Origin of the sequence: Kitasatospora sp. NPDC051853 (genome assembly GCF_044452665.1) — a bacterium.
Classification (GTDB): domain Bacteria; phylum Actinomycetota; class Actinomycetes; order Streptomycetales; family Streptomycetaceae; genus Kitasatospora.
Map to the genome: position 1 here is coordinate 962,774 of NZ_JBITBY010000001.1, position 26,353 is coordinate 989,126.

27 protein-coding genes are annotated in these 26,353 nt (G+C 73.8%); 15 read left to right on the forward strand and 12 right to left on the reverse strand.

Annotated features, from left to right (window positions below):
- The first annotated feature begins 26 nt into the window (after positions 1-26).
- The 8 genes from ACIA8O_RS04255 (at position 27) to ACIA8O_RS04290 (ending at position 8,560) form a co-directional block, all read left to right on the forward strand.
- Positions 27-1,034 (forward strand): agmatine/peptidylarginine deiminase, encoded by a 1,008-nt coding sequence (locus ACIA8O_RS04255; protein ID WP_396291974.1) that lies wholly within the window; start codon positions 27-29, stop codon positions 1,032-1,034.
- Entirely contained in the window at positions 1,031-2,674 is a 1,644-nt protein-coding gene (locus tag ACIA8O_RS04260) for an ABC transporter substrate-binding protein (protein WP_396291975.1), read from the forward strand. Before ACIA8O_RS04255 ends, ACIA8O_RS04260 begins: the two co-directional genes overlap by 4 nt.
- Positions 2,671-3,630, forward strand: coding sequence for an ABC transporter permease (locus ACIA8O_RS04265; RefSeq protein WP_396291976.1), 960 nt, complete (start codon positions 2,671-2,673; stop codon positions 3,628-3,630). Before ACIA8O_RS04260 ends, ACIA8O_RS04265 begins: the two co-directional genes overlap by 4 nt.
- Positions 3,627-4,481, forward strand: coding sequence for an ABC transporter permease (locus ACIA8O_RS04270; protein ID WP_396291977.1), 855 nt, complete (start codon positions 3,627-3,629; stop codon positions 4,479-4,481). Before ACIA8O_RS04265 ends, ACIA8O_RS04270 begins: the two co-directional genes overlap by 4 nt.
- Positions 4,478-5,473 (forward strand): ABC transporter ATP-binding protein, encoded by a 996-nt coding sequence (locus tag ACIA8O_RS04275; RefSeq protein ID WP_396291978.1) that lies wholly within the window; start codon positions 4,478-4,480, stop codon positions 5,471-5,473. The genes ACIA8O_RS04270 and ACIA8O_RS04275 overlap by 4 nt, the downstream gene beginning before the upstream one ends.
- Positions 5,466-6,284 carry an ABC transporter ATP-binding protein gene (locus ACIA8O_RS04280; RefSeq protein WP_396291979.1) on the forward strand — a complete coding sequence of 273 codons (819 nt, stop codon included), beginning with the start codon at positions 5,466-5,468 and terminating at the stop codon, positions 6,282-6,284. Before ACIA8O_RS04275 ends, ACIA8O_RS04280 begins: the two co-directional genes overlap by 8 nt.
- 204 nt (positions 6,285-6,488) lie before the next feature.
- On the forward strand, positions 6,489-7,691 hold the full coding sequence (locus ACIA8O_RS04285; RefSeq protein ID WP_396291980.1) for an agmatine deiminase family protein: 1,203 nt from the start codon (positions 6,489-6,491) through the stop codon (positions 7,689-7,691).
- Entirely contained in the window at positions 7,688-8,560 is an 873-nt protein-coding gene (locus tag ACIA8O_RS04290) for a DUF4436 family protein (protein ID WP_396291981.1), read from the forward strand. The genes ACIA8O_RS04285 and ACIA8O_RS04290 overlap by 4 nt, the downstream gene beginning before the upstream one ends.
- Positions 8,561-8,567: 7 nt before the next feature.
- Here the strand turns inward: ACIA8O_RS04290 and ACIA8O_RS04295 are convergent, their stop codons facing one another.
- Entirely contained in the window at positions 8,568-9,185 is a 618-nt protein-coding gene (locus ACIA8O_RS04295) for a TetR/AcrR family transcriptional regulator (RefSeq protein ID WP_396291982.1), read from the reverse strand.
- A gap of 146 nt (positions 9,186-9,331) precedes the next feature.
- On the opposite strand from ACIA8O_RS04295, the gene ACIA8O_RS04300 reads away from it, so the two are divergent.
- Positions 9,332-10,549, forward strand: coding sequence for an agmatine deiminase family protein (locus ACIA8O_RS04300; RefSeq protein WP_396291983.1), 1,218 nt, complete (start codon positions 9,332-9,334; stop codon positions 10,547-10,549).
- 49 nt (positions 10,550-10,598) lie between these two features.
- Here ACIA8O_RS04300 and zapE read toward each other — a convergent pair whose 3' ends face one another.
- Both zapE and ACIA8O_RS04310 read right to left on the reverse strand, forming a co-directional pair.
- Positions 10,599-11,675, reverse strand: coding sequence for a cell division protein ZapE (zapE, locus tag ACIA8O_RS04305; protein ID WP_396291984.1), 1,077 nt, complete (start codon positions 11,673-11,675; stop codon positions 10,599-10,601).
- Between the two features lie 102 nt (positions 11,676-11,777).
- Positions 11,778-12,296, reverse strand: a complete 519-nt coding sequence (locus ACIA8O_RS04310; protein ID WP_396291985.1) for a hypothetical protein — start codon at positions 12,294-12,296, stop codon at positions 11,778-11,780.
- A 187-nt stretch (positions 12,297-12,483) separates the two neighbouring features.
- On the opposite strand from ACIA8O_RS04310, the gene ACIA8O_RS04315 reads away from it, so the two are divergent.
- Genes ACIA8O_RS04315 through ACIA8O_RS04325 form a run of 3 tightly spaced genes read left to right on the forward strand, consistent with a single transcriptional unit; the run spans position 12,484 to position 13,683 of the window.
- On the forward strand, positions 12,484-12,618 hold the full coding sequence (locus ACIA8O_RS04315; protein WP_396291986.1) for a hypothetical protein: 135 nt from the start codon (positions 12,484-12,486) through the stop codon (positions 12,616-12,618).
- A gap of 41 nt (positions 12,619-12,659) precedes the next feature.
- Positions 12,660-13,079 (forward strand): hypothetical protein, encoded by a 420-nt coding sequence (locus tag ACIA8O_RS04320; RefSeq protein WP_396291987.1) that lies wholly within the window; start codon positions 12,660-12,662, stop codon positions 13,077-13,079.
- Positions 13,080-13,131: 52 nt separating this feature from the next.
- Positions 13,132-13,683 (forward strand): hypothetical protein, encoded by a 552-nt coding sequence (locus ACIA8O_RS04325; RefSeq protein ID WP_396291988.1) that lies wholly within the window; start codon positions 13,132-13,134, stop codon positions 13,681-13,683.
- Positions 13,684-13,697: 14 nt separating this feature from the next.
- Here the strand turns inward: ACIA8O_RS04325 and ACIA8O_RS04330 are convergent, their stop codons facing one another.
- Complete coding sequence (locus tag ACIA8O_RS04330) at positions 13,698-14,888, reverse strand: erythromycin esterase family protein (RefSeq protein ID WP_396291989.1); 1,191 nt, start codon at positions 14,886-14,888, stop codon at positions 13,698-13,700.
- 57 nt (positions 14,889-14,945) lie between these two features.
- Between ACIA8O_RS04330 and ACIA8O_RS04335 the strand changes: the two genes are divergently transcribed.
- Positions 14,946-15,665, forward strand: a complete 720-nt coding sequence (locus ACIA8O_RS04335; protein ID WP_396291990.1) for a MerR family transcriptional regulator — start codon at positions 14,946-14,948, stop codon at positions 15,663-15,665.
- A gap of 67 nt (positions 15,666-15,732) precedes the next feature.
- Here ACIA8O_RS04335 and ACIA8O_RS04340 read toward each other — a convergent pair whose 3' ends face one another.
- The 3 genes from ACIA8O_RS04340 to ACIA8O_RS04350 all read right to left on the reverse strand — a co-directional run bounded on the left by ACIA8O_RS04340 (position 15,733) and on the right by ACIA8O_RS04350 (position 17,936).
- Positions 15,733-16,272, reverse strand: a complete 540-nt coding sequence (locus tag ACIA8O_RS04340) for an RICIN domain-containing protein (RefSeq protein ID WP_396291991.1) — start codon at positions 16,270-16,272, stop codon at positions 15,733-15,735.
- Between the two features lie 133 nt (positions 16,273-16,405).
- Complete coding sequence (locus tag ACIA8O_RS04345; RefSeq protein WP_396291992.1) at positions 16,406-16,693, reverse strand: DUF1905 domain-containing protein; 288 nt, start codon at positions 16,691-16,693, stop codon at positions 16,406-16,408.
- Between the two features lie 79 nt (positions 16,694-16,772).
- Positions 16,773-17,936: a GDSL-type esterase/lipase family protein gene (locus ACIA8O_RS04350; RefSeq protein ID WP_396291993.1), complete on the reverse strand. Its 1,164-nt coding sequence runs from the start codon at positions 17,934-17,936 to the stop codon at positions 16,773-16,775.
- 110 nt (positions 17,937-18,046) lie between these two features.
- On the opposite strand from ACIA8O_RS04350, the gene ACIA8O_RS04355 reads away from it, so the two are divergent.
- Entirely contained in the window at positions 18,047-21,172 is a 3,126-nt protein-coding gene (locus ACIA8O_RS04355) for a BTAD domain-containing putative transcriptional regulator (protein WP_396291994.1), read from the forward strand.
- Between the two features lie 12 nt (positions 21,173-21,184).
- On the opposite strand, the gene ACIA8O_RS04360 is transcribed toward ACIA8O_RS04355, so the two are convergent.
- The gene (locus ACIA8O_RS04360; RefSeq protein ID WP_396291995.1) at positions 21,185-22,780 is read right to left on the reverse strand and encodes an amidohydrolase; all 1,596 of its coding nucleotides are present in this window, start codon (positions 22,778-22,780) and stop codon (positions 21,185-21,187) included.
- Positions 22,781-22,897: 117 nt separating this feature from the next.
- On the opposite strand from ACIA8O_RS04360, the gene ACIA8O_RS04365 reads away from it, so the two are divergent.
- Positions 22,898-23,521: a TetR/AcrR family transcriptional regulator gene (locus ACIA8O_RS04365; protein WP_396291996.1), complete on the forward strand. Its 624-nt coding sequence runs from the start codon at positions 22,898-22,900 to the stop codon at positions 23,519-23,521.
- Between the two features lie 49 nt (positions 23,522-23,570).
- Here ACIA8O_RS04365 and ACIA8O_RS04370 read toward each other — a convergent pair whose 3' ends face one another.
- The 4 genes from ACIA8O_RS04370 to ACIA8O_RS04385 form a co-directional block, all read right to left on the reverse strand.
- Complete coding sequence (locus ACIA8O_RS04370) at positions 23,571-24,986, reverse strand: NarK family nitrate/nitrite MFS transporter (RefSeq protein WP_396291997.1); 1,416 nt, start codon at positions 24,984-24,986, stop codon at positions 23,571-23,573.
- A 194-nt stretch (positions 24,987-25,180) separates the two neighbouring features.
- Positions 25,181-25,375 (reverse strand): hypothetical protein, encoded by a 195-nt coding sequence (locus tag ACIA8O_RS04375; RefSeq protein WP_396291998.1) that lies wholly within the window; start codon positions 25,373-25,375, stop codon positions 25,181-25,183.
- 94 nt (positions 25,376-25,469) lie between these two features.
- Entirely contained in the window at positions 25,470-25,757 is a 288-nt protein-coding gene (locus ACIA8O_RS04380) for a hypothetical protein (RefSeq protein WP_396291999.1), read from the reverse strand.
- Between the two features lie 94 nt (positions 25,758-25,851).
- A complete protein-coding gene (locus ACIA8O_RS04385) occupies positions 25,852-26,277 on the reverse strand; it encodes an ATP-binding protein (RefSeq protein WP_396292000.1) in 426 nt (141 codons plus the stop codon).
- Positions 26,278-26,353: the final 76 nt, after the last annotated feature.

Consider the following 26,353-nt stretch of genomic DNA (forward strand, 5'->3'; position numbering starts at 1 on the left):
GAACCACCCTCAAGAGAAGAGTTGTCATGACGTTCCGCATGCCCGCCGAGTGGACCGAGCACGAGGGCTGCCTGATGGCCTGGCCCACCCGCGAGGACCTCTGGGGCGCCACCTTCGAGGACGCCAAGCGCGAGTACGCGCAGGTGGCCCGGGCGATCTCGGAGTTCGAGCCGGTGACCATGGTCGCCGCCCCGGGGCAGGGCGAGGAGGCCCGCGCGCTCTGCGGCGAGGGCATCGAGGTGACCGAACTGCCCATCGACGACGCCTGGTTCCGCGACTCCGCGCCGATCTTCGTGCTCGACCAGGACGGTGCCCGCGCCGGGGTGGACTTCCGGTTCAACGCCTGGGGCGGCAAGCACAGCCCCTGGGACTCCGACGACCGGATCTCCGGCCTGCTGCTGGAGCGCCTCGGCGTCGAGCGGATCGACTCCCGGATGATCCTGGAGGGCGGCGCCGTCACGGTGGACGGCGAGGGCACCCTGATCACCACCGAGCAGTGCCTGCTCCACCCGAACCGCAACCCGGGCATGAGCAAGGAGGAGATCGAGGCCGAGCTGATCGCCAAGCTCGGGGTCACCAAGGTGATCTGGCTCCCGTACGGCGGTCTGCTGGACACCGAGACCGACGGCCACGTGGACGGCGTCTGCGCCTTCACCGGCCCCGGCCAGGTGCTGATCCAGCTCCCGAGTGACCCGGCCCACCCCGACTACCAGCGGATGCGCGACAACCGCGCCGTGTTGGAGGCGGCCACCGACGCCCGGGGTCGCACACTGGAGATCATCGACCTCCCGCAGACGGTCTTCACCGAGATCGCCGGCCAGGAGATCGAGGTCTGCTACCTCAACTTCTACGTCGCCAACGGCGGCGTGGTCGTCCCCGTCGCCGACCTGCCCGGCGAGGAGGAGGCGCTCGCGGTGATCGCCGAGTGCTTCCCCGGCCGCAAGGTGGTCGGTGTCCGGGCCCGGGCCATCGCCTTCGGTGGCGGCGGCGTGCACTGCATCACCCAGCAGATCCCGAAGGAGCCCCGCGCATGACTCGCCGTCAGTACCGCTCCGCCGCCGTGAGATCCTCGGCGTTGGCGGCCGCCGCACTGCTCGCCCTGACCGCCTCGGCCTGCTCCGGGCCGCCGAAGACCGGGAACCTCGACGGCGAGGGCTTCAAGCTCTCCGCCGGGACCCCGGTCGGCAAGGACGGGCTGGACTCCTTCAGCTGGGCCGTCTACGCCGAACCGCCCACCCTGGACTACATCTCCGCCTTCGACTACCCGCAGAACACGGTGCTCTCCAACGTCTGCGAGAGCCTGATGCGGTGGAACCCGGACCTCACCCTGGGCCCCGGCCTGGCCGAGAAGGCCACCAACCCGGACCCGAACACCTGGGTCTACGACCTGCGGCCGAACGTGAAGTTCCACGACGGCGGCACGCTGACCGCCGACGACGTGGTGTACAGCCTCGGCCGCCAGATGAACCCGGACAACGCCGCCGCCTGGGCCCAGCAGTTCCAGCACGTCAGCTCGGTCACCAAGACCGGGCCGCTCCAGGTCACCGTCAAGCTGACCCAGCCCGACTCGCAGTTCAACCAGTACATGGCCACCGCCGCCGGCGTGATCGCCTCCAAGGCGGGCGTCGAGGCGGCCGGCAAGGACTACGGCACCACCGGCAGCCTGGCCTGCACCGGCCCGTTCAAGCTCGGCACCTGGACCAAGGGCCAGTCGATCGAGCTGGAGCGCTTCGACGGCTACTGGGGCACCAAGGCCAAGTCCAAGAAGGCGGTCTTCCGCTTCCTCACCGACCCCTCGGCCCGGGTCAACGCGCTGCTCAGCGGCGAGGCCGACGGCGGCTACCTGATCCCCACCGAGGCCTACCAGCGGCTGCGCTCCAGCGGCGCCGGCACGCTCTACTTCGGCGAGGGCCTGAGCACCGTCAACGTCAACGTCACCAACATGAAGGGCGTGCTCGGCGACCTGAGGGTCCGTCAGGCGCTCTCGCTGGCGCTGGACCGCTCCGGTTTCCAGAAGGCCGGGCTCGGCGGCGCCGGGCAGGTCACCGGCTCGCTCACCACCCGGGCCGCCTGGGCCGGCGCCCCCGAGACGGTCCGCAAGCAGGCCTTCGAGGGCCTCACCCCGACCGAGCCCGACCTGGCCAGGGCCAAGGCCCTGATCCAGGAGGCCGGCGCCACCGGCAAGAGCATCACGGTGGCCACCAGCCCGATCGGCCTGGACGTCTCGGTGCTCGCCACCGCGGTGCAGGCGGCCGGCGCCAAGATCGGACTGGACGTCAAGCTCAAGACCGTCGCGCCGAACGCGTTCACCGCGCTGTTCACCGACCCGCAGGCGCGCGAGGGCATCGACATGTTCCCCGAGACGTACTACGACTCGATCACCGACCCGCTGGACCTGCTGGCCAACTTCAAGACCGGCGCCTACCAGAACTTCGCCGGCTACAGCGACCCGGTCTACGACGGCCTGGTGGACGAGGCGGTGAAGGCGACCGATCCGTCGCTGCGGTACGCGCTCAGCGCCAAGCTCCAGAAGACCGCCTCCGAGCAGCTGCTCTGGATCCCGGTCGCCGAGTGGCCGACCGCCGTCTTCCTCAACAAGCGGATCAGCGGCGCCCCGACCACCATCTCCTACCTCTACCAGCCGTGGGCGGCCGCGGTGGGAGCCGCACCGTGAGCTTCCTGAGATTCGCCGCCCGACGGCTGGCCGAGATGGCCGCCACCCTGGCGGCCGCCTCCTTCGTGATCTTCGGGGCGATGTACCTCGCGCCGGGCAGCCCTGCCAGCTTCCTGCTGGCGGGCCGCTCGGCCTCCCCCGAGGCGATCGCGGCGGTCAACGCCCAGTACCACCTGGACGACCCGTTCTTCGTGCAGTACCTGCGCTGGGCCGGGCAGATCCTGCACGGCGACTTCGGACGCTCCGTCACCTACCGCACGGACGTCTCCCGGCTGCTCGCCGACCGGCTGCCGGCCACCCTGCTGCTGGTCGCGATGGCCCTGGTGCTGGTCCTGGTGGTCGGGCTGCTGCTCGGCTGGCTCGGCGCCGTCAAGGGCGGCGCGGTGGACTCCACCGTGCTGGTCACCACCACCGTGGCGCTCGGCACCCCGTCCTTCGTCGCGGCCGTACTGCTCCAGGGCGTCTTCGCGGTCGGCCTCGGCTGGTTCCCCACCGGCGGCACCGGGGAGGGCTTCGGCGACATGGTCTGGCACCTCACCCTGCCGGCCGTCGCGCTCGCGCTCTACCTGATCGGCATGCTGGCCCGGGTCACCCGGGCCGCGATGGCCGAGGTGATGGGCCTGGAGCACGTCACGGTGGCCCGCAGCCGCGGGGTGACGGAGCACCAGGTGATCCGCCGTCACGTCTTCCGCAACGCGCTGGGCACCGTGCTCACCACCGGCGGCCTGATCGTCTCCACCCTGCTGGTCTGCACCGTGCTGGTGGAGACCGCGTTCAGCGTCGGCGGCATCGGCCAGCTGCTCGAACTCTCCACCACCACCAAGGACTTCCCCACCGTGCAGGCCATCTCACTGATCATGGTCGGGCTGTTCATGGGCGTGAACCTGCTGGTCGACCTGGTCCACCCGCTGGTCGACCCCCGGGTCACCCTCGGCTCCGGGAGGAGCGCCGGATGACCGCCACCCTGATCCGCCGTCCGGGCCTGGCCCGGATCCGCACCGACCGCAGCGTGCTCCAGCTGGTCTGCCTGGGCTTCGTCGCCCTGGTGGTGCTGGCCGCGCTGCTCGCCCCCTGGCTGGCCCCGGCCGACCCCAACGCGGTCGACCTCGGCAACGCCCTGGCCGGCCCCTCCGCCGAGCACCTGCTCGGGGTGGACGCCTCCGGCCGGGACACCCTCTCCCGGCTGCTGCTCGGCGCCCGCACCTCGCTGCTCGGCCCGCTCGGCGTGGTGGCCTTCTCCACCCTGGCCGGCGTCGCCGTCGGCGTCACCGCCGCCTGGCGCGGCGGCTGGCTGGACTCGGTGCTCTCCCGCAGCACCGAACTGGTCTTCGCCTTCCCGGGCATGCTGCTCGCCATCCTGATCGTCTCGGTCTACGGCGAGGGCCTGCTCGCCCCGGTGATCGCCCTGGCCGTCGCCTACCTGCCCTACGTCAGCCGGCTCACCCGCTCGCTGGTGCTGGCCGAACGGACCCGCCCCTACGTCGAGGCCTACCAGGTGCAGGGCCACTCCGGCCTGCAGATCTGCCTGCGGCACGTCATCCCCGGCATCGCGCCGGTGGTGCTCGCCCAGTCCACCGTCAACTTCGGCTACGCCCTGATCGACCTGGCCGGCCTCTCCTTCCTCGGGCTGGGCGTCCCCGCGCTCACCCCCGACTGGGGCCGGATGGTCTTCGACGGACAGCCCGCCATCCAGAACGGCTACCCGCTCTCCGCCGTCCTGCCCTGCGTCGCGATCGTGCTGACCGTCGTCGCCTTCAACGTCGTCGGCGAGCGCTGGGCCGACCAGGTCGCCAGGAGGGACCGATGACCATCCCGGAGAAGACGCCGACCCTGGAGGTCCAGGGCTACCGGCTGCGCCTGCCCGGCACCGCCCGGCCCGTGCTCGCCGGGGTCGACCTCACCGTCGGTGCCGCCGAGACCGTCGCCCTGGTGGGGGAGTCCGGCTCCGGCAAGAGCCTCACCTCGCGCAGCGCGCTCGGCCTGCTGCCGCCGGGCGCCGTCACCGAGGGCACCCTGCGGGTGGCCGGGGACGACGTGCTCACCATGACGCCCGGTCAGCTGCGCAAGCTGCGCACCCGCACCGCCGCGATGGTCTTCCAGGACCCGAGGGCCGCGGTCAACCCGCTGCGCCGCCTCGGCGACTTCCTCACCGAGAGCCTCAGGCTCAACGACGGCCGCTCCGACCGGGAGGCGGAGCAGCGCGCGGTGGAGATGCTGGACGCCGTCGGCCTGCCCGCCTCGGTGCTCGGCCGCTACCCCGGCCAGGTCTCCGGCGGCATGCTCCAGCGGGTGATGATCGCCGCCGCCCTGATGGGCGACCCGGCGCTGATCCTGGCCGACGAGCCGACCACCGCGCTGGACGTCAGCTCGCAGGCGGAGGTGGTGGCGCTGCTCGACGACCTCCAGCAGCGCTTCGGCACCGGCCTGCTGTTCGTCACCCACGACCTCGGCCTGGCCGCCGCGATCAGCGACCGGGTGTACGTGATGTACGCCGGCCGGATCGTGGAGACCGGACAGGCCGAGGCGCTGTTCGAGCGCCCGCGCCACCCGTACTCGGCGGCCCTGCTCGCGGCCACCCCGCGGCTGGACGCGCCGGGAGGCCGGCTGGCCGCCATCGAGGGACGGCCGCCCAGCCTGCGCGAGGAGTTGACGGGGTGTCCGTTCGCCCCGCGCTGCCCGGTCGCCACCTTCGAGTGCACCCAGCAGGAGCCCGCGCTGCTGCCCGTCGAGGGCGAGCCGGGGCGGCTGGCCGCCTGCCACCACAGTGACCGTACCGGGGAGGTCCTCGCCCATGGCTGATCACGCGACGCCCGCCGCACCCGTCCTGGAGGTGGTCGGCCTGCACCGCTCCTACGGCGCGGTGCGGGCGGTGGACAACGTCTCCTTCACGCTCGCCCAGGGCGGCTCGCTCGGCATCGTCGGCGAGTCCGGCTCGGGCAAGACCACCAGTGCCCGGATCGTGGTCGGCCTCGAACGGGCCGACTCCGGGCGGGTGTCGGTCAACGGCCGGGACCGGACGGCGGCCGGCGCCCGGGGGAAGGCGGCCCGGCTGGCCCGGGCCCGGGAGGTGCAGATGGTCTTCCAGGACCCGTACCTCTCGCTGGACCCGCGCTGCACCGTCGGCACCGCGCTGGCCGAGACCCTCAGGCTGCACTTCCCCGGGGCCGACCACTCCACCCGGATCGAGGAACTGCTAGAGCAGGTCGGCCTGGGCGCGCGCGAGGCCTCCGCGCTGCCCCGCCAGCTCTCCGGCGGACAGCGCCAACGCGTCGCCATCGCACGGGCGTTGGCCGTCGAACCGGCCGTGCTGGTGCTGGACGAGGCGGTGGCCGCGCTGGACGTCTCGGTGCAGGCGCAGATCCTCAACCTGCTCGCCGAGATCCGCGAGCGGACGGGCATCGGGTACCTCTTCATCACCCACGACCTGGGCGTGGTGCGCTGCGTCACCGAGGACGTGATCGTGATGCGGCAGGGCCGGATCGTCGAGCAGGGCCGGACGGCGGAGGTGCTGGCCAGGCCCCGACACCCCTACACCAGGCTCCTGTTGGACTCCGTCCCGCGGCCCGGCTGGGACCCGAAGGCGATCGCGGCGGCCCGCCGGGCGCTGTGATCCGGCGCCGCGGGCCGGTGCTGTGAGCCGACCCGCGGCGCCGCCCGCCCGGCCCGCCGCGGCCCCCACGGCGGTGGGCCGGCCGGCCGGTCCGTGTGATTCGCCCGTTCGGCGGTGGACGGGCTCACACGGATCGGCCGCACCTGCCTCTAGTGTCGGATTCCGGCCGCTCTGTGCCCATTCCTGCTGCGAGGGGACCCGCCCGTGAGAGAGCCCGCCCTGACCCGTCGGACCCTGCTGCGGTCGGGCTCCGTCCTGGCCGCGATCGCGCTGCTGGACGGGTGCTCCTCGGCGGATGGTGACGAAGGGTCAGAGCCTTCGGCCTCCCCGTCGGCCGCCCCTTCGCCCACTCCCTCCCCGTCGGCCTCCGCGTCGGCGGTCCCGCTCGCGATGCCGTCCGAGTCCAGGCGGCACACCCGCACCTTCATGGCCTGGCCGGCCCTGGAGGAGGTCTGGGGCGCCGACCTGCCCGCCGTCCGGCAGGACATCGCCCGGGTGGCGCAGGCCGTCGCCCGGTTCGAACCGGTGGTGCTGATGGCCCGTCCGGAGCAGAGCGCCGCGGCCCGGCAGCTGTGCGGCTCCAGCGTGGAGGTGATCGACCTCGCGGTGGACGACCTCTGGGCCCGGGACACCGGCCCGACCTTCGTCACCGGCGGGGGAGCGCTGGCCGGGGTCGACCTCAACTTCAACGGCTGGGGCAACAAGCAGACCCACACCAACGACTCGCAGGTGGCCCGCCGGGTGCTGGAGCGCTACTCGGTCCGCCGGATCGAGGCCCCGATCACCGGCGAGGGCGGCGGCATCGAGGTCGACGGCGAGGGCACCCTGATGGCCACCGAGAGCTCCTGGGTCAACCCCAACCGCAACCCGGGCAGGAGCCGCGACCAGATCGAGGCCTCCTTCAAGGAACTGTTCGGCGTCCGGAAGGTCCTCTGGTTCACCGGCGTGGCCGGACAGGACATCACCGACTGCCACGTCGACGCGCTGGCCCGCTTCGCCGAGCCCGGTGTGGTGGTGCTGCACCGCCCCGGCCCGGACGCCGAGCCGGACATCTGGTCCCGCGCCTCCGACCAGGCGCTCCAGGTGCTCAAGGAGGCCACCGACGCCAACGGCCGCAGGCTGCGAATCGTCGAGCTGGTCGAGCCCGACATGAGCGGGCAGCCCGACCGCGGCAAGGACTTCCTCGCCACCTACCTCAACTACTACGTGGTCAACGGCGCTGTCATCATGCCGCGTTTCGGCGACAAGACCTCCGACGACCGGGCCGCCGGCATCCTCGGCGATCTCCACCCGGGGCGTCAGGTGGTGCCCGTGGAGATCAACGCCATCGCCGCGGGCGGCGGCGGCATCCACTGCTCCACCCAGCAGCAGCCGGAGGCCGCCTCCGCGCCGCCGCCCGTCCGGTGAGCCCGCTGAGCGCGGTGCGCCGCGCGCGGCCCGCCCGTTGGCAGTTCGGGCTGCTGGCGCTGGTGGTGGTCCTGCTGGCAGCCGGCATCACGCTCTACCTGGACGAGCGGAACAGCCGTCAGGAACCGCGCCGCCTCGGCGTCGAAGTCCTCGGCGACGGCGTGGAGTTGGACATGACCGTGCAGGAGGTGGACCCAAGCTCGCAGGAAGTCACGCTCTACACCGTGCTGGTCCCGCACGGCACCCTGGCGGCCGGCCCCGACTCCCTGACCTTCACCCGCCCGGTGGAGGTCACCGTCAACGCGCAGACCGCCACCAGGCTCAGGGTGGAGGCCGGGCAGGCTGCCACGCCGCAGGCCGTCACCCTCGGCCTGTACGGCGGGACGCCCAGCGACTACCCCTTCGACCGGTACAAGCTGTCGGCGAGCTGGACGGCCTCCTCGGGAGGCCAACCGGTGCCGTTGGAGGTGCTGTTCACCGATGCCGACCCGTTCTTCCTGACCAAGGCGCGCGACGTCTCCGAGGAGCCGGCCGAGGCGGTGCTGGAGGCGAAGATCACCCGCTCCCGGAGCACCTTCATCCTGGCCTGGTTCATGATCGCCGCGATGTGGGCGCTGGCGCTCTCGGTACTGGGCGGCGCCCACGTGCTGATCCGCAAGCGCAGCCCGCTGGTCTGGCCCGCACTGGGCTGGATGGCCGCCACCCTGTTCGCCCTGATCGGGCTGCGCAACGCCGCCACCGGCTCGCCGCCGATCGGCTGCCTGATGGACTACGTCGCGCTGTTCTGGGCGGAGGGCATCATCGCGGCGAGCCTGGTCTGCACGGTGGCGAGCGGGCTGCGGGCCGAGCACCGGGCGGCGGAGACCTGACGTGGGCTCAGGGGGCGGCGGCCAGACCGAGGAAGAGGGACCGGAGCGGCGGTGCCGGGTCGTACGAGGGGTCCAGGGACTGGAAGGCGGCCAGACCGTCGGTGCCGGCCGCGGCCGCCTCGCCCAGCGGGTACGGGTCGAACGCGCCGCCGCGCTCCTGCGCCAGCACCCCGAACAGCGCGGTGAAGCAGGCCCGCCAGCGCGCGTACTCCGCTGCCAGGGCCTCCCGCACGCGCTCGTCGTTGACGGCGAACCAGTGCATCGCCGAGTGCAGGCGGGAGAGGTCCCCGGCCTCGGGCTGGCTCAGCAGGGCGATCACCCGTTCCGTCCGCTCCGCGAAGGTGCCGGGTGCGGCCACGGCCTCCTCCAGCGGCGTGACCCACTCCGGGCGGATCGCCTCCACCACGGCCACGATCAGGTCGGTGCGGGTCTGGAAGTGGTAGTGGCACATCCCGTGCGTGACCCCGGCCCGGGCCGCCACGTTCCGCGTGGTGAAGGGCACTTCGCCGTCCCCGGCGAGGAGTTCGCGGGCGGCGGCGAGCAGCCGGGCGCGGGTCTGCTCGCCCTTGGCCGAGGCGCGGGGCTTGCGGGCGGTGGGTGCCTGGTCTTCGTCGAGCTGGGCCATCCGCGCACTCTACCGAGCCGGGCGGGGCCGGGGTGACGTCGGCCCGTACCGAGTCCTGCGAGAAGTATTGACCGGGCGCTTGGTCAGTTTTACCGTCTGGGCAAGGCCGTGGAGCGACCACGGCCGCACTGACGGAGGGTCAAGACATGACCAGCGCACGCGATCCCCACGCGCAGCCGCACAACCCCATCGGGAGGCGGGGCTTCCTGGCCGCCGCCGGCCTGGCCGCGGCGGGGGCCACCTGGGCGGTGGCCGGCGGCGGCACGGCCGGGGCCTCCGTGGCCCGCGGCGGCGCCACGCCCGGCCTGGCGGCCGGCGCCTTCTCCGTGCCGGGGGACACCGCCCGGCACACCCGCACCTGGATGGCCTGGCCGGACGACCCCACCATCTGGACCGGCCGCAGCGGAGGCCGGCGCGGCGGCAAGGTGCCGTCGCTCAGTCAGATCCAGGCCAACATCGCCCTGGTGGCCAACACCATCGCCCGCTACGAGCCGGTCCACCTGCTGGCCAACCCGGCGTCGGCGGCCCGGGCCCGCCAGCTCTGCCCCTCCGGCAACATCACCATCATCACCAGCATCCCGGTGAACGACTGCTGGATGCGCGACACCGGCCCGGTCTTCCGCACCAACGGCCTCGGCGGCCTGGACACCATCGGCCTCAACTTCAACGGCTGGGGCGGCAACCAGGTCTACACCCACGACGGCCAGGTGGCCTCCAGGGTCGCCGCCCTGCTCGGCCTCCCGTTCACCGCCGCCGCCATCGTCGGCGAGGGCGGCGCCATCGAGACCGACGGTGCCGGCACCCTGATGGCCACCAAGAGCAGCCTGCTGGTCTCCAACCGCAACCCCGGCATGAGCCAGGCCACGGCCGAGGCCGCGATGAAGGCCGCCTACGGCGCGAGCAAGGTGATCTGGTTCACCGGCGTGTACAACCAGGACATCACCGGCGACCACGTGGACGCCACCTCGCGCTTCCTGGAGCCTGGCAAGGGACTCGTCCAGTACCCCAACGCCACCGACGACCCGTCGGACGTCTGGACCAAGGACGAGATCAACCAGTACAACGTCCTCTCCGCCTCCACCGACGCCCGCGGCGTCCGCGTCCAGGTCAGCAAGCTGGGCGGCCCCGACTACTACTCCATCCGCCAGTCGGACCCGGCCTTCGTCGGCTCCTACGCCAACTACTACGTCTGCAACGACGCCGTCATCGCGGCCCAGTTCGGCGACTCCCGGGCCGACGCCGCCGCCAAGTCCAAGCTCCAGGCGCTCTTCCCCGGCCGCACCGTGGTCCAGCTGAACATCGACTACCTGGGCCTCGGCGGCGGCGGCATCCACTGCGTCACCCAGCAGCAGCCCGTCCCGTAGTCCGTTCGGGCGGGCCCCGGCGGCATCCCTGCCCGCCGGGGCCCGCCGACTACCGTGCGGCCGCGACTCGTTGCAGCATCGCCAGCCGGCTGGCGATCCGGTCCAGGTCGCGCAGCATCTCCGGCCCGGCCCCGGCCAGCGGGTCGGAGCCGACCAGCACCAGCCGGACGTCGCGGTCGCAGCAGACGTCCACCAGGTTCCCGAACCGCTGCCGCCCGTCCGCGCTGGCCTCGGCGAGCGGGACCACACCGTCCACCACCACCGTGTCGAAGCGCCCGGCCAGTGCCAGGTAGTCCGGTACGGAGGTGGTGGTCTCGCACAGCTCCTCGAAGCCGAGCCACACCGTGCCGCCGCGCACCGCACGGGCCGGCAGCTCCCGCAGGTGGCCGGCGACCACGGTCCGCTCGTCCGGGGTCGGAGCCGTGAAGCCCTCCTGCTCCGCCTCCTCCGGCGTGAGGACGGCGCCCTCCGCGAACCTCTTGCCGTTCGAGGGGAGTTGGCCGATCCGCCGGAAGTCGGTGGGGCCCGAGACGTCGAGGACGTCCATCCGCTCCTCGATCAGGGCGATGGTCGGCTCGAAGAGGTGGTGGTAGACGGGGTTCGGCATCAGGCCGGAGGGCGGGTAGTTGGAGGTGGTGACGAGGGTGACCCGCCGGTCCAGCAGCGTCCGGAAGAGACGGGCCACCAGCATCGCGTCCCCCGCGTCGTGGGCGTGGAACTCGTCGAAGACCAGCAGCTCCGCGTCCCCGAGCAGCTCCTCCACGGCCAGGTCGACGGCGCTGGTACGGGAGTTGCCCGTGGACGGGGCCTGGTGGGCGACGCCCTCGTGCAGCAGGTGGAAGAAGTCGTGGAAGTGCAGCCTCCGCTTCCGCTCGCTCGGCACCGCCTCGAAGAAGGTGTCCACCAGCCAGCTCTTCCCCCGCCCCACCGGCCCCCAGACGTACAACCCCCGCACCGGCGCCGGAGCCCTGAACAGCCGTCTGGCCCCCACCAGTTCCCCCGCCAGCCGGGCCAGCCGCTCCACCGCCGGCTCCTGGGCCTCCGACACGGTGAACCCGCGCCGCCCGGCATCCCGCCGGAAGCCCTCCCGGACCGCCTCGTACGTCTTCTCCGTCTTCGCGCTCACGGGCCGTCAGCCTAGGCCCGCCCCGGGAAGTCGATCAAGGTGCCGGAAAACCCGGGCCCGGAAGTACCGAAGCCCCATACGATCGCGCGTATGTCGATCACGTCACCCGTACCGGTCCTGCGCAGTTCCGACGGTACCGAGCTCCGGCTCGACGACGATGCGCTGGTCCTGCGCCGGAGGACCGAGGAACTCCTCATCCCGCTCCGGGCGATCGGGCTCGTCCGCCCGGAGGGGCGTGCCGTCGCCGTCGAGCTCACCGCCCCCGAGGGGGCGGCGCCCGCCGTGCACCGCGTCGACGACGTGAGCGAGGCGGCCGTGGCCCTGTTCGCCGACGCCGTCAACGCGGCCCGGGCCCTGCTGCCGGAGGAGACCGGGACGGGGACGGTCGACGGATCCGGCCTGGTCACCGTCCGTGTCCTGACCGAGTCCCGTGATGAGCAGCGCAGGCGCAGGCGGAGGATCTGGCTGCTCGTCGTCGGCCTCTCCCACGTCGCCCTGGCGCTCGCCGTCGGGATCCACGGGGAGTGGATCATCGCGCTGCTGATCGTGCTGGTCGGCCCGATCGCCGGGGCCGGAGGCATCGCGATCGGCTTCATCGGGGCGGACAACGTCTACCGCCACTGGTACCTGCCCCGCAACGGCATCACCGTGGAGGCGCAGCGGGTCGGGAACGCCCGCGTCCTGGGCGGCAGCTTCGGGACGTACGTGTACACGGACCTGCACGGCGTCAGCCGCAGCGTGTACGAGAGGAGCGAGGACCCGGTCGTCCGGGGTCGCCTACCACCCGGACAGGCCGCACGTCGCGAGCGTGTACAGACCGGGCTCCAACGCGATCGGCGACCTGGCCCTCACCGTCGGCTTCCTCATCTTCGGCCTCGGCGTCGAAGCCATGGTGGTCACCATGGCCGTCGGTGCCTTCCGGGGCTGGTATCCGGGCTACTGACCCCGCCCCGGCGCGACGGGCGGGTGCCTATGCTTCGGGACATGACCGCAGCCCGGTGGTACGTCCTCATCGAGGAGGACACCCGTATGACCAAGCACGCCGACGGCGTCGAATTCAGGCTCCACCGCTGGACCTTGGTGGCCACCCACCCGGTGGACGGCACCGAGGAGGACGCACGCGCGGTGGCCGAGGAGGCCGCGCTGAAGCACCTGCCGGACCTGCTGGCCCGGCACGCCCGGCCGGGGGACGTGCCGGCCCGCCAGGCGTACCGCACCTCGGACGGCTCCTGGCTGGTCCGGCTGAGCCAGCAGCACCGCGAGTGCCACCTGCGCGTCACCACGGCCCGGTTGGTCCACGTGGTCGAGGGGACCGACGCCCCGCCGAAGACCTTCCGGCAGAAGCTGCGCACCGCCCTGGACGGCCCCGACCCCGCGCCCGCCCCCTGGGCACCGGGTGCGTGACGCGGGGCGGGGGCGGGTACCGCCGCGGCTGACGACCGGTCAGGATGGCCGGATGAGACTCGATGCCGTCCTCGCCGCCGACCACGTCCGCGTCCCCGGGGCCGCGGGCTCCCCCGGGGAGCGGGCCGTTCCCGTGCCGGCGATCCGGGACGCCGACCCGGGCGCCACGCCGCCGGAGATCCGTACGGTCTCGGGGGAGACCCTCTTCCTCCCCGTGGGGCAGCGGGCCGATCTGGAGGCGTTCTGCACCGCGCACGGGATCGCCCGCCGGTGCCGGGCGGACGTGTGGGGTGATCTGCTCGAACGCTTCCTGGACACCGAGTTCACTCCCGAGCAGCACGCCGCGACGCTGGCGCGGTTGGGGCAGGCCGGGCTGGAGGCGGACGAGGTGGCCGCCATCAGGGACCGGGTCGCCCCGATGGTGCGGGTCTACAACGCGGTGCACCAGGACTGGCACCACCTCGGCCTCGCCGACCTCCTGGACGCGGCGGACGCCGACTGGATCCCGGAGCGCGAGCGGATCGCGCCCGCCGACCGCGCGGCCTTCCGGGACTGGGCCATGCGGATCGCGGACCGCGGGCGGGCCTGCCCTCCGGAGGCCTGACGGGGGGTCGGGCCTCAGATCTCGCGCAGGAAGACCACCGCGTCGGCCTGGCCGACGGTGGCCGGGTCGAGGGGGAAGTAGGTGTGGTCGGCGGGGGTGCGCAGCGGGGTGCCCGGGGGGAGGGCGGCGGCGAGGGCGGGGGCGGGGAGGAAGGCCCGGGGGTGGGGCTGGGCGGTGATGAGCAGGCCTTCGAGGGTGTCGGGGGCCGGGTGGTCGTCGGCGCGGGTGCCGAAGGTGGTGGCGGCGAAGGCGTAGCGGTCGGCCAGGCGGGTGGCGAGGAGGGCGCCGCCGCTCCACCAGGTGAGGCGTTGGCCGCCGAACTGCATGCTGCTCTCGGTGCGTTGGAGGTGGCTGTTGTGGGCGAAGGCGAGGGTCGGGCCGCGGTGGGCCTCGCGGTCGGCGACGACGGAGAGGTTGTCGGCCATCATCAGGTCGCGCAGGGCTACCAGCGAGGTCAGGCGCTGCGGGCCGGGGTCGGCCTGGGCGGCGTGGTAGCGCAGGAGGCCGGTGGCGGTGCGGGCGTACAGGTTGGCCAGCCACAGGTGTTCGGGGGAGGTGGCGGCCAGCAACTGCGGGGTCCGGGCGGCGAGCAGGGCGCTGAGGTCGTCGGCGATCAGGCGGAGCCGGCCGGCCTCCGGGGTGCGGCCGACGGACTTGGCCGGGTCCCACATCACCCCCGGGTCCGTCCACTGGGAAGGGTCGCCGAGGAGGGAGTTCAACTCGTCCAGGGAGACAGGCAGTTCGAGGTGCGGGGAGAGGAGGTCGTGGAGGGTGGTGAGCGCCGGGCCGGGGGCGGCGGCGCCGCTGGTCTCCAGCGGGCCGTCGATGCCGTCGAAGCGGAGGCGGTCCTGCGGCGGGTGGGCCGTGTTCCACTCCCGCATCCAGCGCAGCAGCTCGCGGTTGCCCGGGTGGGTGCCGAAGCCGTGGCTGAGGCCGTGGGCGGCGGCGTGGTCGAGGTCGTCGGCGTGGCCCGCGACGTACGCGTCCGCGACCAGGGCTGACAGACAGTCGGACTCCAGGGCGATGGAGCGGTAGCCCTGGTGCTCGACCAGGTGGCGGAACAGCTCGTTGCGCAGGTCGAGGAAGGCTTCGACCCCGTGGGTCGGCTCGCCCAGGCCGAGCACCCGGACGGCAGGGGAGAGGAGGGCGGCCATGCGCGCGGGAGTGAACGGGACGGTGACCTCGGAGAGGGTGGGGGGAGTCATGGCTTCCACCGTATCCTTGAACCTTCGATGTGAACTTTCTGAGGTCTGGACCCGAGGATGGGCGACAAAAGTCTCAAGCGGAGGTTGCGCCCGGTCGATCTGGCCCGGGAGCACGGCCTCTCCACGCAGGCGGTGCGCAACTACGAGGAGGCCGGCTTCCTCCCGCCCGCCGAACGCTCCCCGCACGGGTACCGCGCGTACACCCCGCTGCACGCCGCCGCCCTGCGCACCTTCCTCGCCCTGGTCCCCGGGCACGGCCACGCGACCGCCGGTGCGGTGATGCGCGCGGTCAACGGCGGCACGGTGGAGGAGGCGCTGCGGCTGATCGACGCGAGCCACGCCCTGCTGGCCGAGGACCGCCGGACGCTGGAGTCGGTGGCCTTGGCGCTGCGCGACCTGGAGCCGGTGGAGGAGCAGGGGACGGAGCAGGGCGGGCTGCTGATCGGGCACCTGGCGCACCGCCTCGGCCTGCGCCCGGCGACCCTGCGCAAGTGGGAGACGGCCGGGCTGGTGGTACCCGGGCGTGACCGCCGTACCGGGTACCGGGTGTACGGGCCCGCGCAGGTGCGGGACGCGCTGCTGGCCCGTCAACTGCGGCGCGGCGGGCATGGGTTGGAGCAGATCGCGCTGGTGCTGGAGCAGGTCCGGACGGCCGGCGGGGCCGAGCCCCTGCAGGCGGCGCTGGCGGAGTGGAACGGCCGGCTGACCGCACGCGGCCGGGCCCTGCTGGCGGGGGCGGCGGCGCTGCACGCCTATCTGGAGGAGCTTGGTGGCTGACGGTGCGTCGGGGCGGTGTGCCCCGGGCCCCGGCGGCCCGGGGCACCCGGTGGCGAGGCCGGGTGGGTCAGGCGGCCGTGGTGTAGAACTTGGAGCCGGCCTGGCCGACGCAGTCCCACTGCTGGATGCGGGCGCCGTTGGAGTAGCCGGAGTTCTCCACCTCCAGGCACTTCCCGCTGTGGTGGTTCTTGAAGTAGACGTACCCGTTGCCCGCGTTGACCGGGTACCACTTCGCGCCCGCCTGGCCGACGCAGTCCCATTGCTGGACGCGGTCTCCGTTACCGGTCCCGGAGTTCTCCACCTCCAGGCACTTCCCGCTGTTCGAGTTCTTGATGTACTCGTACTCGCCCTGCCACTCGCCGTACCAGACGGCCCCTGCCTGGCCGACGCAGTCCCATTGCTGGACGCGGTCTCCGTTGCCGGTCCCGGAGTTCTCCACCTCCACGCACTTGCCGTTGAAGGTGTGGATCAGCCATCCGCTCGCGGCCAGACTCTGGCCCGCCCCCGCCGGGTTCGGACCGGCCGCGGCGGCGGGGCCGACGGCCACGGGTGAGGCCAGGAGCACCAGCGCTCCACCCAGGACCGCGAGCGACTTCCTCGAAAGCATGGACCCTCCTTGATCGGGTTCCGCTCCGTGTACGGAACGCCTGCTGCCTTCCCGGGTCCGCTCCGGGCCATCCGGATGTGCGTGACCCTGACAAGAAGTGTGCGAAGTATGGCTGGAACGTGGATGCGGACCGTCAGAGACGGACCGTCAGTTCGACGTCGACCGGGTCGCCGGTGCACAGGCCCAGCGGAGTGCGGACGGCGAGCTTGAGCGGGAGGAGGTAGCCACCGTCCTTCGGGAAGAGCGAGGTGGTGAAGGTGTCGGCCCCGATCCGGGCCTCCACCGGGATCACGCCCCAGCCGTAGCTGGCCCGCGCCGCCACCTGGCGGACGGCCGCCGACTCGTCCTCCGGGACGGGGACGTAGTAGTACGGCGCCGGGCCGCGCCACTCGATGACGTGGCTGGTGAAGCTGAGGTCCATGGGTCCGTTCCATCGGTGGGACGAGGGCAGGGCCCGCCCAGCGTAATGGGCCGGGCGGGCCCCGGGAGTGGAGCGGGCGTCAGCTGCGCGGCAGCAGCCGCATCGCGGTGGGCGAGCCGTCGCCGAGGTAGTCGCTCTCGCAGCTGTACCGGCCGGGCCGGGCGGCGGAGAGCAGCGAGAGGCAGGCCCCGAGGGCACGCTGGCCGAAGGCGTTCGGGTGCATCGACTCCTCCAGCGTCCCTTGGGTGTTGGCGTAGTCGAGGAAGCGGAACCACTCGTGCCTGCGGGCGTCCGGACCGCTCTGGCCGACCTGGGTGGTGCCGAGGGAGCAGACCTCGTGGCCGCTCATGGTCTCCTGGAGGTCGAGGAACTCGGCGCCCTTCGCGGCGGCCACCGAGCCGACCAGTTCGGCGAGTTGGGGCACCAGGGAGTAGCGGGCCCAGGAGGCGTCGCGGTTGTTGAACGGGCAGCCGTCGCGGTTCAGCCGGTTGGAGTCGCCCTCGCGCAGGCGGAACTCCTCGCCGCCCGGGATCGGGGACGGGTAGGACTGGAGCACCAGCCGGTAGTCCGCGTTCCGGTACCCGGCGGCGGTCATCACCGAGCGGATGTCGTCCACCACGGCGGCGACCTTGGCGCGGACCGCGGGCAGCTTGCCGTCGACGATCTCCTGCTGCTCGTTCATGCAGAGCCGGCTGAACGCCCAGTCGTAGGCGCACTCGCCGATGATCTCGCCGAAGCCGAGGTCGTTGCCGCCGATCGAGAGCACGACCAGCGAGACCCGCTTGTCGCGGGCGAGTTGGGCCAGCCGGTCGTTCTGCGGGGCCTCACCCTTGAACACCCGGCCGCCCGCCGCCGAGCTGAGCACGTGCACCGTCTCGGCACCGGAACAGGCCAGGTTGTACCGCTCGGCCACCGGCAGGGCGGTGGCGCTGTTCAGCTCGGCGGTGTCCGAGCGGTGGCAGCCCTCGACGGCGCCGGTGGCGCCGTACACCCGGGCGGGGTCGTACCGGGTGCCGGTCCAGGCGCGGTCGGTGCCGTTGCGGCTGCCGTCGTAGCGTGCGGTGTTGCCCAGCCAGCGGCCGCCCTCGCCGGAGATGAAGCTGTCGCCGAGGGCCACGGCCACGGCGGGGCCGGAGGGGACGGCCGGGGCAGCGGGGGCGGCGGCGTGGCCGGTGGCCGGGACGGCCAGGGTGAGGGCGGTGCCGAGCAGGAGGGCGGCGGTTCTCCGCCAACGGGTACGCATGGAGGGTCCTCCGGGAGGGTGTGGGGGTGCGCGGGGCTCTTCGCCGTCGGGCATGTCCACGCTACGATCGGCGGCCACTGGTTCCCCATCGAACGGCCACCGGGGCACCGGTGACGGGACGTCAGGGGGACGGGGGACGGATGGAGTTCGCGCTGCTCGGGCCGCTCCGGGTGACCGACGGGGACGGGCGGGAGCTGCCGACGGGCGGGCCCCGGGACCGCCGGGCGCTGGCGGTCCTGCTGCTGGACGCGGGGCGGGTGGTCACGGTGGGCCGCCTGGCGCGGGCGCTCTGGGAGGAGCCGCCGGCCACCGCGCGGGAGCAGGTGTTCAACGTGGTGGGCGGCCTTCGGCGGCGCTTCGCGGCCGGCACCGGCGGCGCGGCGGTGGGACCGGAACGGACGGGGGACGACGGCTTCGTCCTGACGGTCGGTCGGGACGGCACGGACCTGGGTAGGTTCCGGGGGCTGGTGGAGCGGGCCACGGGCGACCCGGAGCGGGTGGCCACGCTGCTGAGGGAGGCCCTGGCGCTCTGGCGCGGCCCGGCCCTCGGCGGCTTCGGCGGCCCGGTGCTGGCGGCTGCGGCGGCGCAGTTGGAGGAGGAGCGGCTGAGCTGCCTGGAGCGGCGCGTCGAAGCCGACCTCGCATGCGGCCGCCACCGCGAACTGGTCGACGAACTGGCCGGGTTGACCACCGAACACCCGCTGCGCGAGCGTTTCACCGAGCTCGCCCTGCTCGCCCTCCACCGCTCCGGGCGGCGCGCCGAGGCCCTGGAGCTCTACGCCCGGACCCGCCGCACGCTGGCCGAGGAGCTCGGCCTCGACCCGGGCGCCGAACTCACCCGTTTGCACCGGGCCGTGCTCGCCGACCGGCCGCCGGGCGCCGCGTCGATGCCCGTGCCGACGCCCGCGCCGATGCCCGCCGGGAAAGGTGCGCGGGAGGGCGCTCAGGAGGAAGGGCCGGACGGCGTGGCGTTCCCCGTGCCCGCCCAACTGCCCGCCGACAGCCAGGCGTTCGTCGACCGCCCCACCGCCGTCCGGGCCCTGCTGCGGGCCCTCGCCGCCGACCGCCGCCCGGAGGCCGTCCCGGTCTGCCTGATCAGCGGTCAGGCCGGAGCGGGTAAGACCGCGTTGGCCGTCCACGTCGCCCACCGCCGCCGGGCCGCCTACCCCGACGGCCAGTTCTTCGTCGACCTGCGCGGGGCGGACCGACGCCCGGCCGACCCCGGTGAGGTGCTGGCCGGTTTCCTGCGCGCCCTCGGCGTGGACGGCCGCCGCCTGCCCGGCACCACCGCCGAACGCGCCGCCCTCTACCGCAGCCTGCTCGCCGACCGCCGGGTCCTGGTGCTGTTGGACAACGCCGCCGACGAGGACCAGGCCCGCCCGCTGCTGCCGGGTACCCCGGGCAGCGCCGTCCTGCTCACCAGCCGGCGCCGCCTGCCCGGTCTGGACCTGCGGCTCTCGCTACCGCTCGGCCCCCTGGACGACGCCTCCGCCGTGGCCCTGCTCGCCGCCGTCGCGGGGCCCGAGCGGGTCGGCGCGGAGCCCGAGGCGGCCCGCACCCTGGCCGGGCTCTGCGGCCACCTCCCGCTGGCCGTACGGATCGTGGCCGCCAAGCTGGCCGCCCACCCGCACCGCGGACTGGCCGACCTGGTGGACCGCCTGGCCGACGAACGCCGCCGCCTGGACGAGCTGACCCACGGCACCCTGGGCGTCCGCGCCGGACTCTCCCTCACCCACCGGACGCTGTCCGGGCCCGCCCGGGCCCTGCTGCGCCGCACCGCCCTGCTGGACGCCCCCGACTTCGCCGCCTGGACGGCCGCCGCCGCGCTGGGCCGCCCGCTGGCCGAGACCGAGGAACTGCTGGACGCCCTGGTGGCCACCCATCTGCTGGAGGCCGACCGCCCGGCCGGTGCACGGCAGGCGCGCTACCGCTTCCACGACCTGGTCCGCGCGTTCGGACGCGAGCGGGCCGAGGCGGAGGAGCCACCGGGGGAACGGGAGGCCGCGCTCGGCCGGGTGCTGCGCCGCTGGGTCACGCTGGTGCGGGCCGGCCGGGTGGCGCACCAAGGCAGCGACTACCCGGCCCGGATCGGTGGTTCGGCTCGATCGGCGGCCGAAGTGTGGTGCAGGCGACAGGAGTTGACGGACGTTGGACCTGGGTCGGCGCCGCGCCCGGCGGAGGAGGCCGTGCCGGCGGCGGTGACGGCCGATCCGGTCGGCTGGCTGGGCGAGGAGCGCGAGGCACTGGTGGCCACCGTGCGGCAGGCGGCCGGCCTGCCGCAGGGGGACGAACACGCCTCCTCCTGCTGGGAGTTGGCGGCCCTCGGGGAGTACCTGTTCGACCTGCGCAGCGACCTGGCGGGCTGGCGCACCGTGCAGGAGCTCGGCCTGACGGCGGCCCGGGCGGCGGGGGATCGCCGGGCCGAGGCCGCGCTCCTGGTGGGCCTGGGCCGGTGCCGGGCCACCCACGAGGAGTGGGACGCGGCCCGGGAGACCCTGGAGGAGGGCGCGGCGCTCTTCGGCGAGCTGGGTGACGAGCACGGCCGGGCGTACGCGGGCTGGGTGCTCTCCTATCTCGACCGGCTCCAGGGGCGCACGGCCGAGGCGACGGACCGCTGCCGTCGCGGGGCCGAGGTGTTCGCCGCGGTCGGCGACCTCTACGGGCAGGCGCACGCGCTGCGCGGGCTGGGGCAGGTGCTGCTGGCGGAGGGGCGGCAGGAGGAGGCGCTGCGGCTGTTCCGGGAGGCGATGGAGACGGCGGGGCGGGGTGGTGCGGTCTGGCCGAGGATGAGCATGCTGCGCTGGGTGGCCGAGGCGCACCGCCTGCTGGGCCGCCACCGGGAGGCGGAACGGGACTTCGCGGAGGTGCTGGCCCACACCCGGGAGGACGGCGACCTGGCGGGCCAGACCGCCGCCCACACCGGCCTGGGCCGGGTGGCCCTGGACCGGGGTGATCTCCCGGGCGCGCTGCGGGAGTTGCGCACGGCGGCCGCGATCGGCCGCCGCTCCGGCCAGACCGTGATGCACGCCCTGGCCGTCGACCCGCTGGCCGAGGCCCTGCTCGCGGCGGGCCGTCCGGCCGACGCCCGCGCCGTCCTGGACGGTCCGATCACCGACTGCCGCACCATGCGCACCGGCCCGTTGCTCGACCGCCTGCTGGCCCGCCGGGAGCAGGCCCGCTCGGAGGAGGACCGCTGCGAGGCGGTCCGGCGCGTGCCGGCGGCAGGCGGGGAGTGACGGACGGTCAGGTCAGCTGGCCCGGTGCGTGATCCGGCCGTTCGACACGGTCAGGGCCACCGGGGACTGGGCCAGTTCGTCCGCCGGGACGGTGAGCGGGTCGAGGCCGAGAGCGGTGAGGTCGGCGCGCATGCCCGGGGCGATCCGCCCGGCCCGGTCGCCCTCGCCGGCCGCGACGGCGGCGTGCGTGGTGCAGCCCTCCAACGCCATCAGCGCGGTGAGGCCCTGCTCGGGGACCACCGGCGGGATGTCCGTGCCGGGGGCGCGGCGCAGCTGGGCGAAGGCCAGCACCTCGCGCGGGTCGGAGTTCGCGACCGGCCAGTCGGAGCCCAGCACCAGCACCGCGCCGGTGTCGCGCAGGGTGCGGCAGGGCCAGGCGAGCGCGGCGCGCTCGGGGCCGAGGCGCCGCGCCCACTCGTCGGTCCCATCGGCGCGGGTGAAGGAGCAGTGGCCGGGCTGCATGGAGGCGATCACGCCGAGCTGCGCGAAGCGGACGGCCTGCTCGCGCGGCAGGGTCTCGATGTGCTCGACGCGGTGGCGCATCCGCCCGTCCGGGCCGAGCGCGGCGACGGTGTCCAGGACGTGGCGCACGCCCGCGTCGCCGATCGCGTGGGTGGCCGTCCGCACCCCGGCGGCGTGCAGGTGGTGGACCGCGGCGGTGTACTCGGCCGGGTCGAGCCAGAGGCCCTCCCGGCTCTGCCCGTGGCAGTCGCCGTGTTCGAGCCAGGCAGAGCCGCCCTCGACGGTGCCGTCCATGAAGAGCTTGACGCCCCCGACCAGCCAGCCGCGCCCCGCGGTGCCGTGCAGCGCGGCCAGTTCGTCGAGCCCGTCCCGGTCGGTGCCGGGCATGCACCACGGGTTGATCCGCAGCCGCAGCGGCAGCTCGTCCCGTTCCTCGATCGCGCGGAGCAGGTCCAGCACCTCACCGCCGGCGTCCATCACATGGGTGCCGGTCAGGCCGGTGGCGGCCATGTCGGTGAGCAGGCCGAGCAGTTCGTCGCGGCGTTCGGCGAGCGGGCGGCGCGGCAGGATCGCGGTGACCGGGTCCATCGCGGCGTGCTCGATCAGGTGGCCGGTGGGGACGCCGTCGGCGTCGCAGACGACGGTGGCGCGCTGGGCGAAGGTGCGTGGCCCGTCGATCCCGGCGGCGCGCAGGGCGGCGCCGCTGACCAGCGCGGAGTGGACGTCGTACAGGCGCAGGAAGACGGGGACGTCCGGGCCGAGCACGGACTCCAGCAGCTCGCGGTGGATCGGGCGGCCGCCGAACGCGTTGTGGTCCAGGCCCCAGCCGACCACCCACCCGTCGGTCCGCTCGGCGGCGGTCAGCGCCGCGCGCAGTCCGTCCAGGTCGCGCACGGCGGAGAAGTCCGTGCCGGCGGCCATCTCCAGGCCCAGGGCGGGGTGGCTGTGGCCGTCGGTCAGGCCGGGGACGAGGGTCGCGGCGCCGAGGTCGAGCAGCTCGGTGCCGGGCCCGCGCCAGTCGCGGGCGTCCCGGGCGTCGCCGACGGCGGTGATCAGGCCGTCCCGGACGGCGACGGCGGTGGCCCGCGGCCGGGCCGGGTCCAGGGTGTGCACCCGGGCGGCGAGCACGACGAGGTCGGGGGTCACGGTGAACTCCTGGGAAGGTGACGGCGCGTCAGGCGTCGGCTGGTAAACCTAAAGCATGATGGTTTTGGCACCTTAGCCCGTGCGGCTAGGGTGCGGGAAGACCTGAGGAGGGGAGCGATGGGGCGTCCCAGCAAGGCCCTGCTGGACCGGGAGCGGATCGCGGCCACCGCGCTGGCCCTGGTCGACGAGCACGGCGACTTCTCCGTGCCGGAGATCGCCAGGCGGCTCGGTGTGCAGACCGCCTCCGTCTACCACCACGTCGAGGGCCGGGCCGGGATCGTCGAACTGGTGCGGCTCCGGCTGGCCGCGGACATCGACCCCGGCACCCTCGACCTGCGGCCCTGGGACCGGGCGATGGAGGCCTGGGCGCTCTCCTACCGCGCCGCCTTCGCCGCCCACCCGCGCGCCATCACGCTGCTGTCGATGTCCCAGGTCGCCGCGCCCGAGGTGCTCGCCCACTACGACAAGGCGGTCGCGGTGCTGCTGGAGGCCGGGTTCGCGGACTCGGTGGTGATGGTGCTGATCGCCGCGCTGGACAACCTGGTGCTCGGCTCCGCGCTCGACCTGGCCTCCCCCGAGACGATGTGGGAGCCGGCCCCGGACGGCTCGACGCCGCTGCTCGCCCGCGCCCTGGCGGCCGGCCCCGGGGGCCGCCGGGCCGACGCCGCCTTCGACTTCGCCCTGGCGGCCCACCTGGCGCACGCCCGCCGCCTGCTGGCGGGGGAGGCCGGGAGCCACTGAGCCGGGCCGCCTCCGTGCGGAGGCGGCCCGGGCCGGGGGTGACGGCGGGTCAGCTCGGGTACTCGGCGCCCCTGCGGGCGTAGTACCACCAGGTGACCGCCAGGCAGCTGAGGTAGAAGGCGACGAAGCCCCACATCGCGCTGGTGACGGCGAAGTTGGCGAACATCGCCGGGATGAAGAAGAAGCCGTAGGCGGCGATCGCGGCGGTGAAGCCGGTGACCGCGCCGGACTCCATTTCCGCCTGCTTGAGGGCCTGGTCGTGCGCGGCGGTGCCCTCGGTGAGGCCCTTCAGGGCGCGGGCCCGGAAGATCACCGGGATCTGACGGAAGGTCGAGCCGTTGCCGATCCCGGAGAAGAGGAACGCGGCCAGGAAGCAGGCGAAGAAGCCCCAGAACGAGCCGCCGTCGCCGCCGGACGGCAGGAAGGTGATCACGCCGACGATGGAGACCGCCATCCCGGCGAAGGAGAGCAGGGTGACCCGGGCGCCGCCGAGCTTGTCCGCGATCCAGCCGCCGGCCCAGCGGGCCAGGGCGCCGAGGGCCGGGCCCATCCAGGCGTAGGTGGCGACGGAGTAGTCCGGGAAGGTGGTCTTGATCAGCAGCGGCAGGGCGGCGGCGAAGCCGATGAAGGAGCCGAAGGTGCCGACGTACAGCCAGGTCATCAGCCAGGTGTGCTTGCGCCGGAAGATCACCTTCTGCCGGCTGAACGGGGTGGAGGCCACCTTGAGGTCGTTCTGCCCGAACCAGCTGATGGCGGCCAGCAGCACGATCACCGGGATCCAGACGAAGGCGGCGTTCTGCAGGTACACGGCGGTGCCGTCGGCCTTGTGCTGGGCGGAGCCGACGGCCAGCACCGAGGAGGTGATCAGGATCGGGGTCAGCAGCTGGACCACCGAGACGCCGAGGTTGCCCAGGCCGCCGTTGATGCCGGTGGCGTTGCCCTTCTCCTTCTTCGGGAAGAAGAAGCCGATGTTGGCCAGCGAGGAGGAGAAGTTGGCGCCGCCGAAGCCGCAGAGCGCGGCGATGGCCGCCAACACGACGTACGGCGTGGAGGTGTCCTGGATGGCGATGCCCAGCCAGAGCAGCGGGACCACCAGCACGATCGTGGAGAGGGCGGTGAAGCGGCGCTGGCCGATCCTCGGACCGAGGAAGGTGTAGAAGATCCGGGCGGTGCCGCCGGTCAGGCCGGGGATGGCGGTGAGCCAGAACAGCTGCGAGGTGGAGAGCCCGAAGCCGACGTCCTTGAGGTTGGTCGCGGTGACGGACCAGACCTGCCAGACCACGAAGCCGACCAGCAGGGCGGGGACCGCGATCCAGAGGTTGCGGTTGGCCACCTTGCGCCCGGTGGCCCGCCAGAAGACGGGGTCCTCCGGGTCCCAGTCCGTGACGGTGCGACCGGGCCGGTACTGGGCCGGGTCAGGGGCGTCGGCGGGCTGCTGTCCGGCGCGTTGGACGGTGGAACTCATGGCGTAACCCCTGCTGTCGAGACGGCGTCGGCCGAGCGGGGCGGCGGCGACCACCACGCTGGTCTAGACCTCTCCAATGTCCGCCTTCACGCGGGCTTTACCGAGGGTCCTACGTCGCGACTGTGCGCGGACCAAGGTCCCGGACACGGCGGAGGGCCGCCCTCCACGGGGAGGGCGGCCCGTCCGACGGGGCGTCAGGAACGGTGCGCGGGGGTCTCCTCGCCGGCCGAGAGGCCGAGGGCCTCCAGCAGCAGGCGGCAGTCCTCGCCGTCCCTGGCGTGGGCGGCGACCACCCCGCGCACCCTGGCCCGCAGGGCCGGGGGGACGGCGTGGTCGGTCGGTTCGATGGTGTCGGCGATGGTGGTCAGGTCACGGTTGGCACGGGGCATCGGGTCCGCTCCTCGGAGGTCGCGGTGGATCGCCCACGGTACCGCCTGCGGCGCGCGAACGCCGGGGACGCGCGGGGGCGGGTGGAGCCGATGGTCAGGACGCCCCGGGCACCCAGTAGTTGTGGACCGCCAGGACGGGCGGGCGCCCGGGGCCGGCGGGCCAGCCGAGCTCCGTCGCGATCGGCATCATCTTCTCGGCGAAGGCGTCCATCTGCGCCTCGCTCTCCCAGAGGTCGAAGATCTCCAAGCCCTTGTCGGTGGGGGCGCAGGTGTGCGAGAGACAGCCCGCGAAGATCTCGGGGGTCTGCTGGAGACGGGCGTTCAGCGCGTCGTACTGGTCGACGGTGACCCCGGGGAGCACCGCGTGAATCAGAACGGCCATGACCGGTCACTTCCTCTTGCCGAGTGGTGGTGCTGCCAGCACACCACTCCCGGCCGGAAGCGGCATCCGTACGGGCGGCGCGGGCGCCGCGCCCTCAGCCGGCGGGCGGGAAGTCGACCTCCAGCCAGACCGTCTTGCCGTGCGGGGTGGGCTCGCTGCCCCAGGCGGCGGAGAGCAGGGAGACCACCGTCAGGCCGTGGCCGCCGGGGAGGGCGGCGGGGCGGGGACGGCGCAGGGCCGGCAGCTCGGGGCCGGCGTCGGCGACCTCCACCCGCAGGCGGCCGTCGCGGCGCAGGAGCGCCAGCTCGTACGGGCCCGGGGCGTGCAGACAGGCGTTGGTGACCAGTTCACCGACCATCAGGAGGACGTCCTCGGCGGCGGTCAGCCGCTCGCGGTCGGAGGTCGGCAGCCAGCCCCAGTCGAGCAGCGCGGCGCGGGTGAACTCCCGGCACCTGCTGACCGATCCACCGGGCCGGGCCAGCGGCAGACGGCGGACCTGCGAGGTCGGTGTGGTGCCCATCCGCCGCTCCGGCTGTGTCCGTGGTCCCGGTCCCCCTCAGCGTAGGGAGGCCCGCGCGGTCGCGCCAGGGTACGCC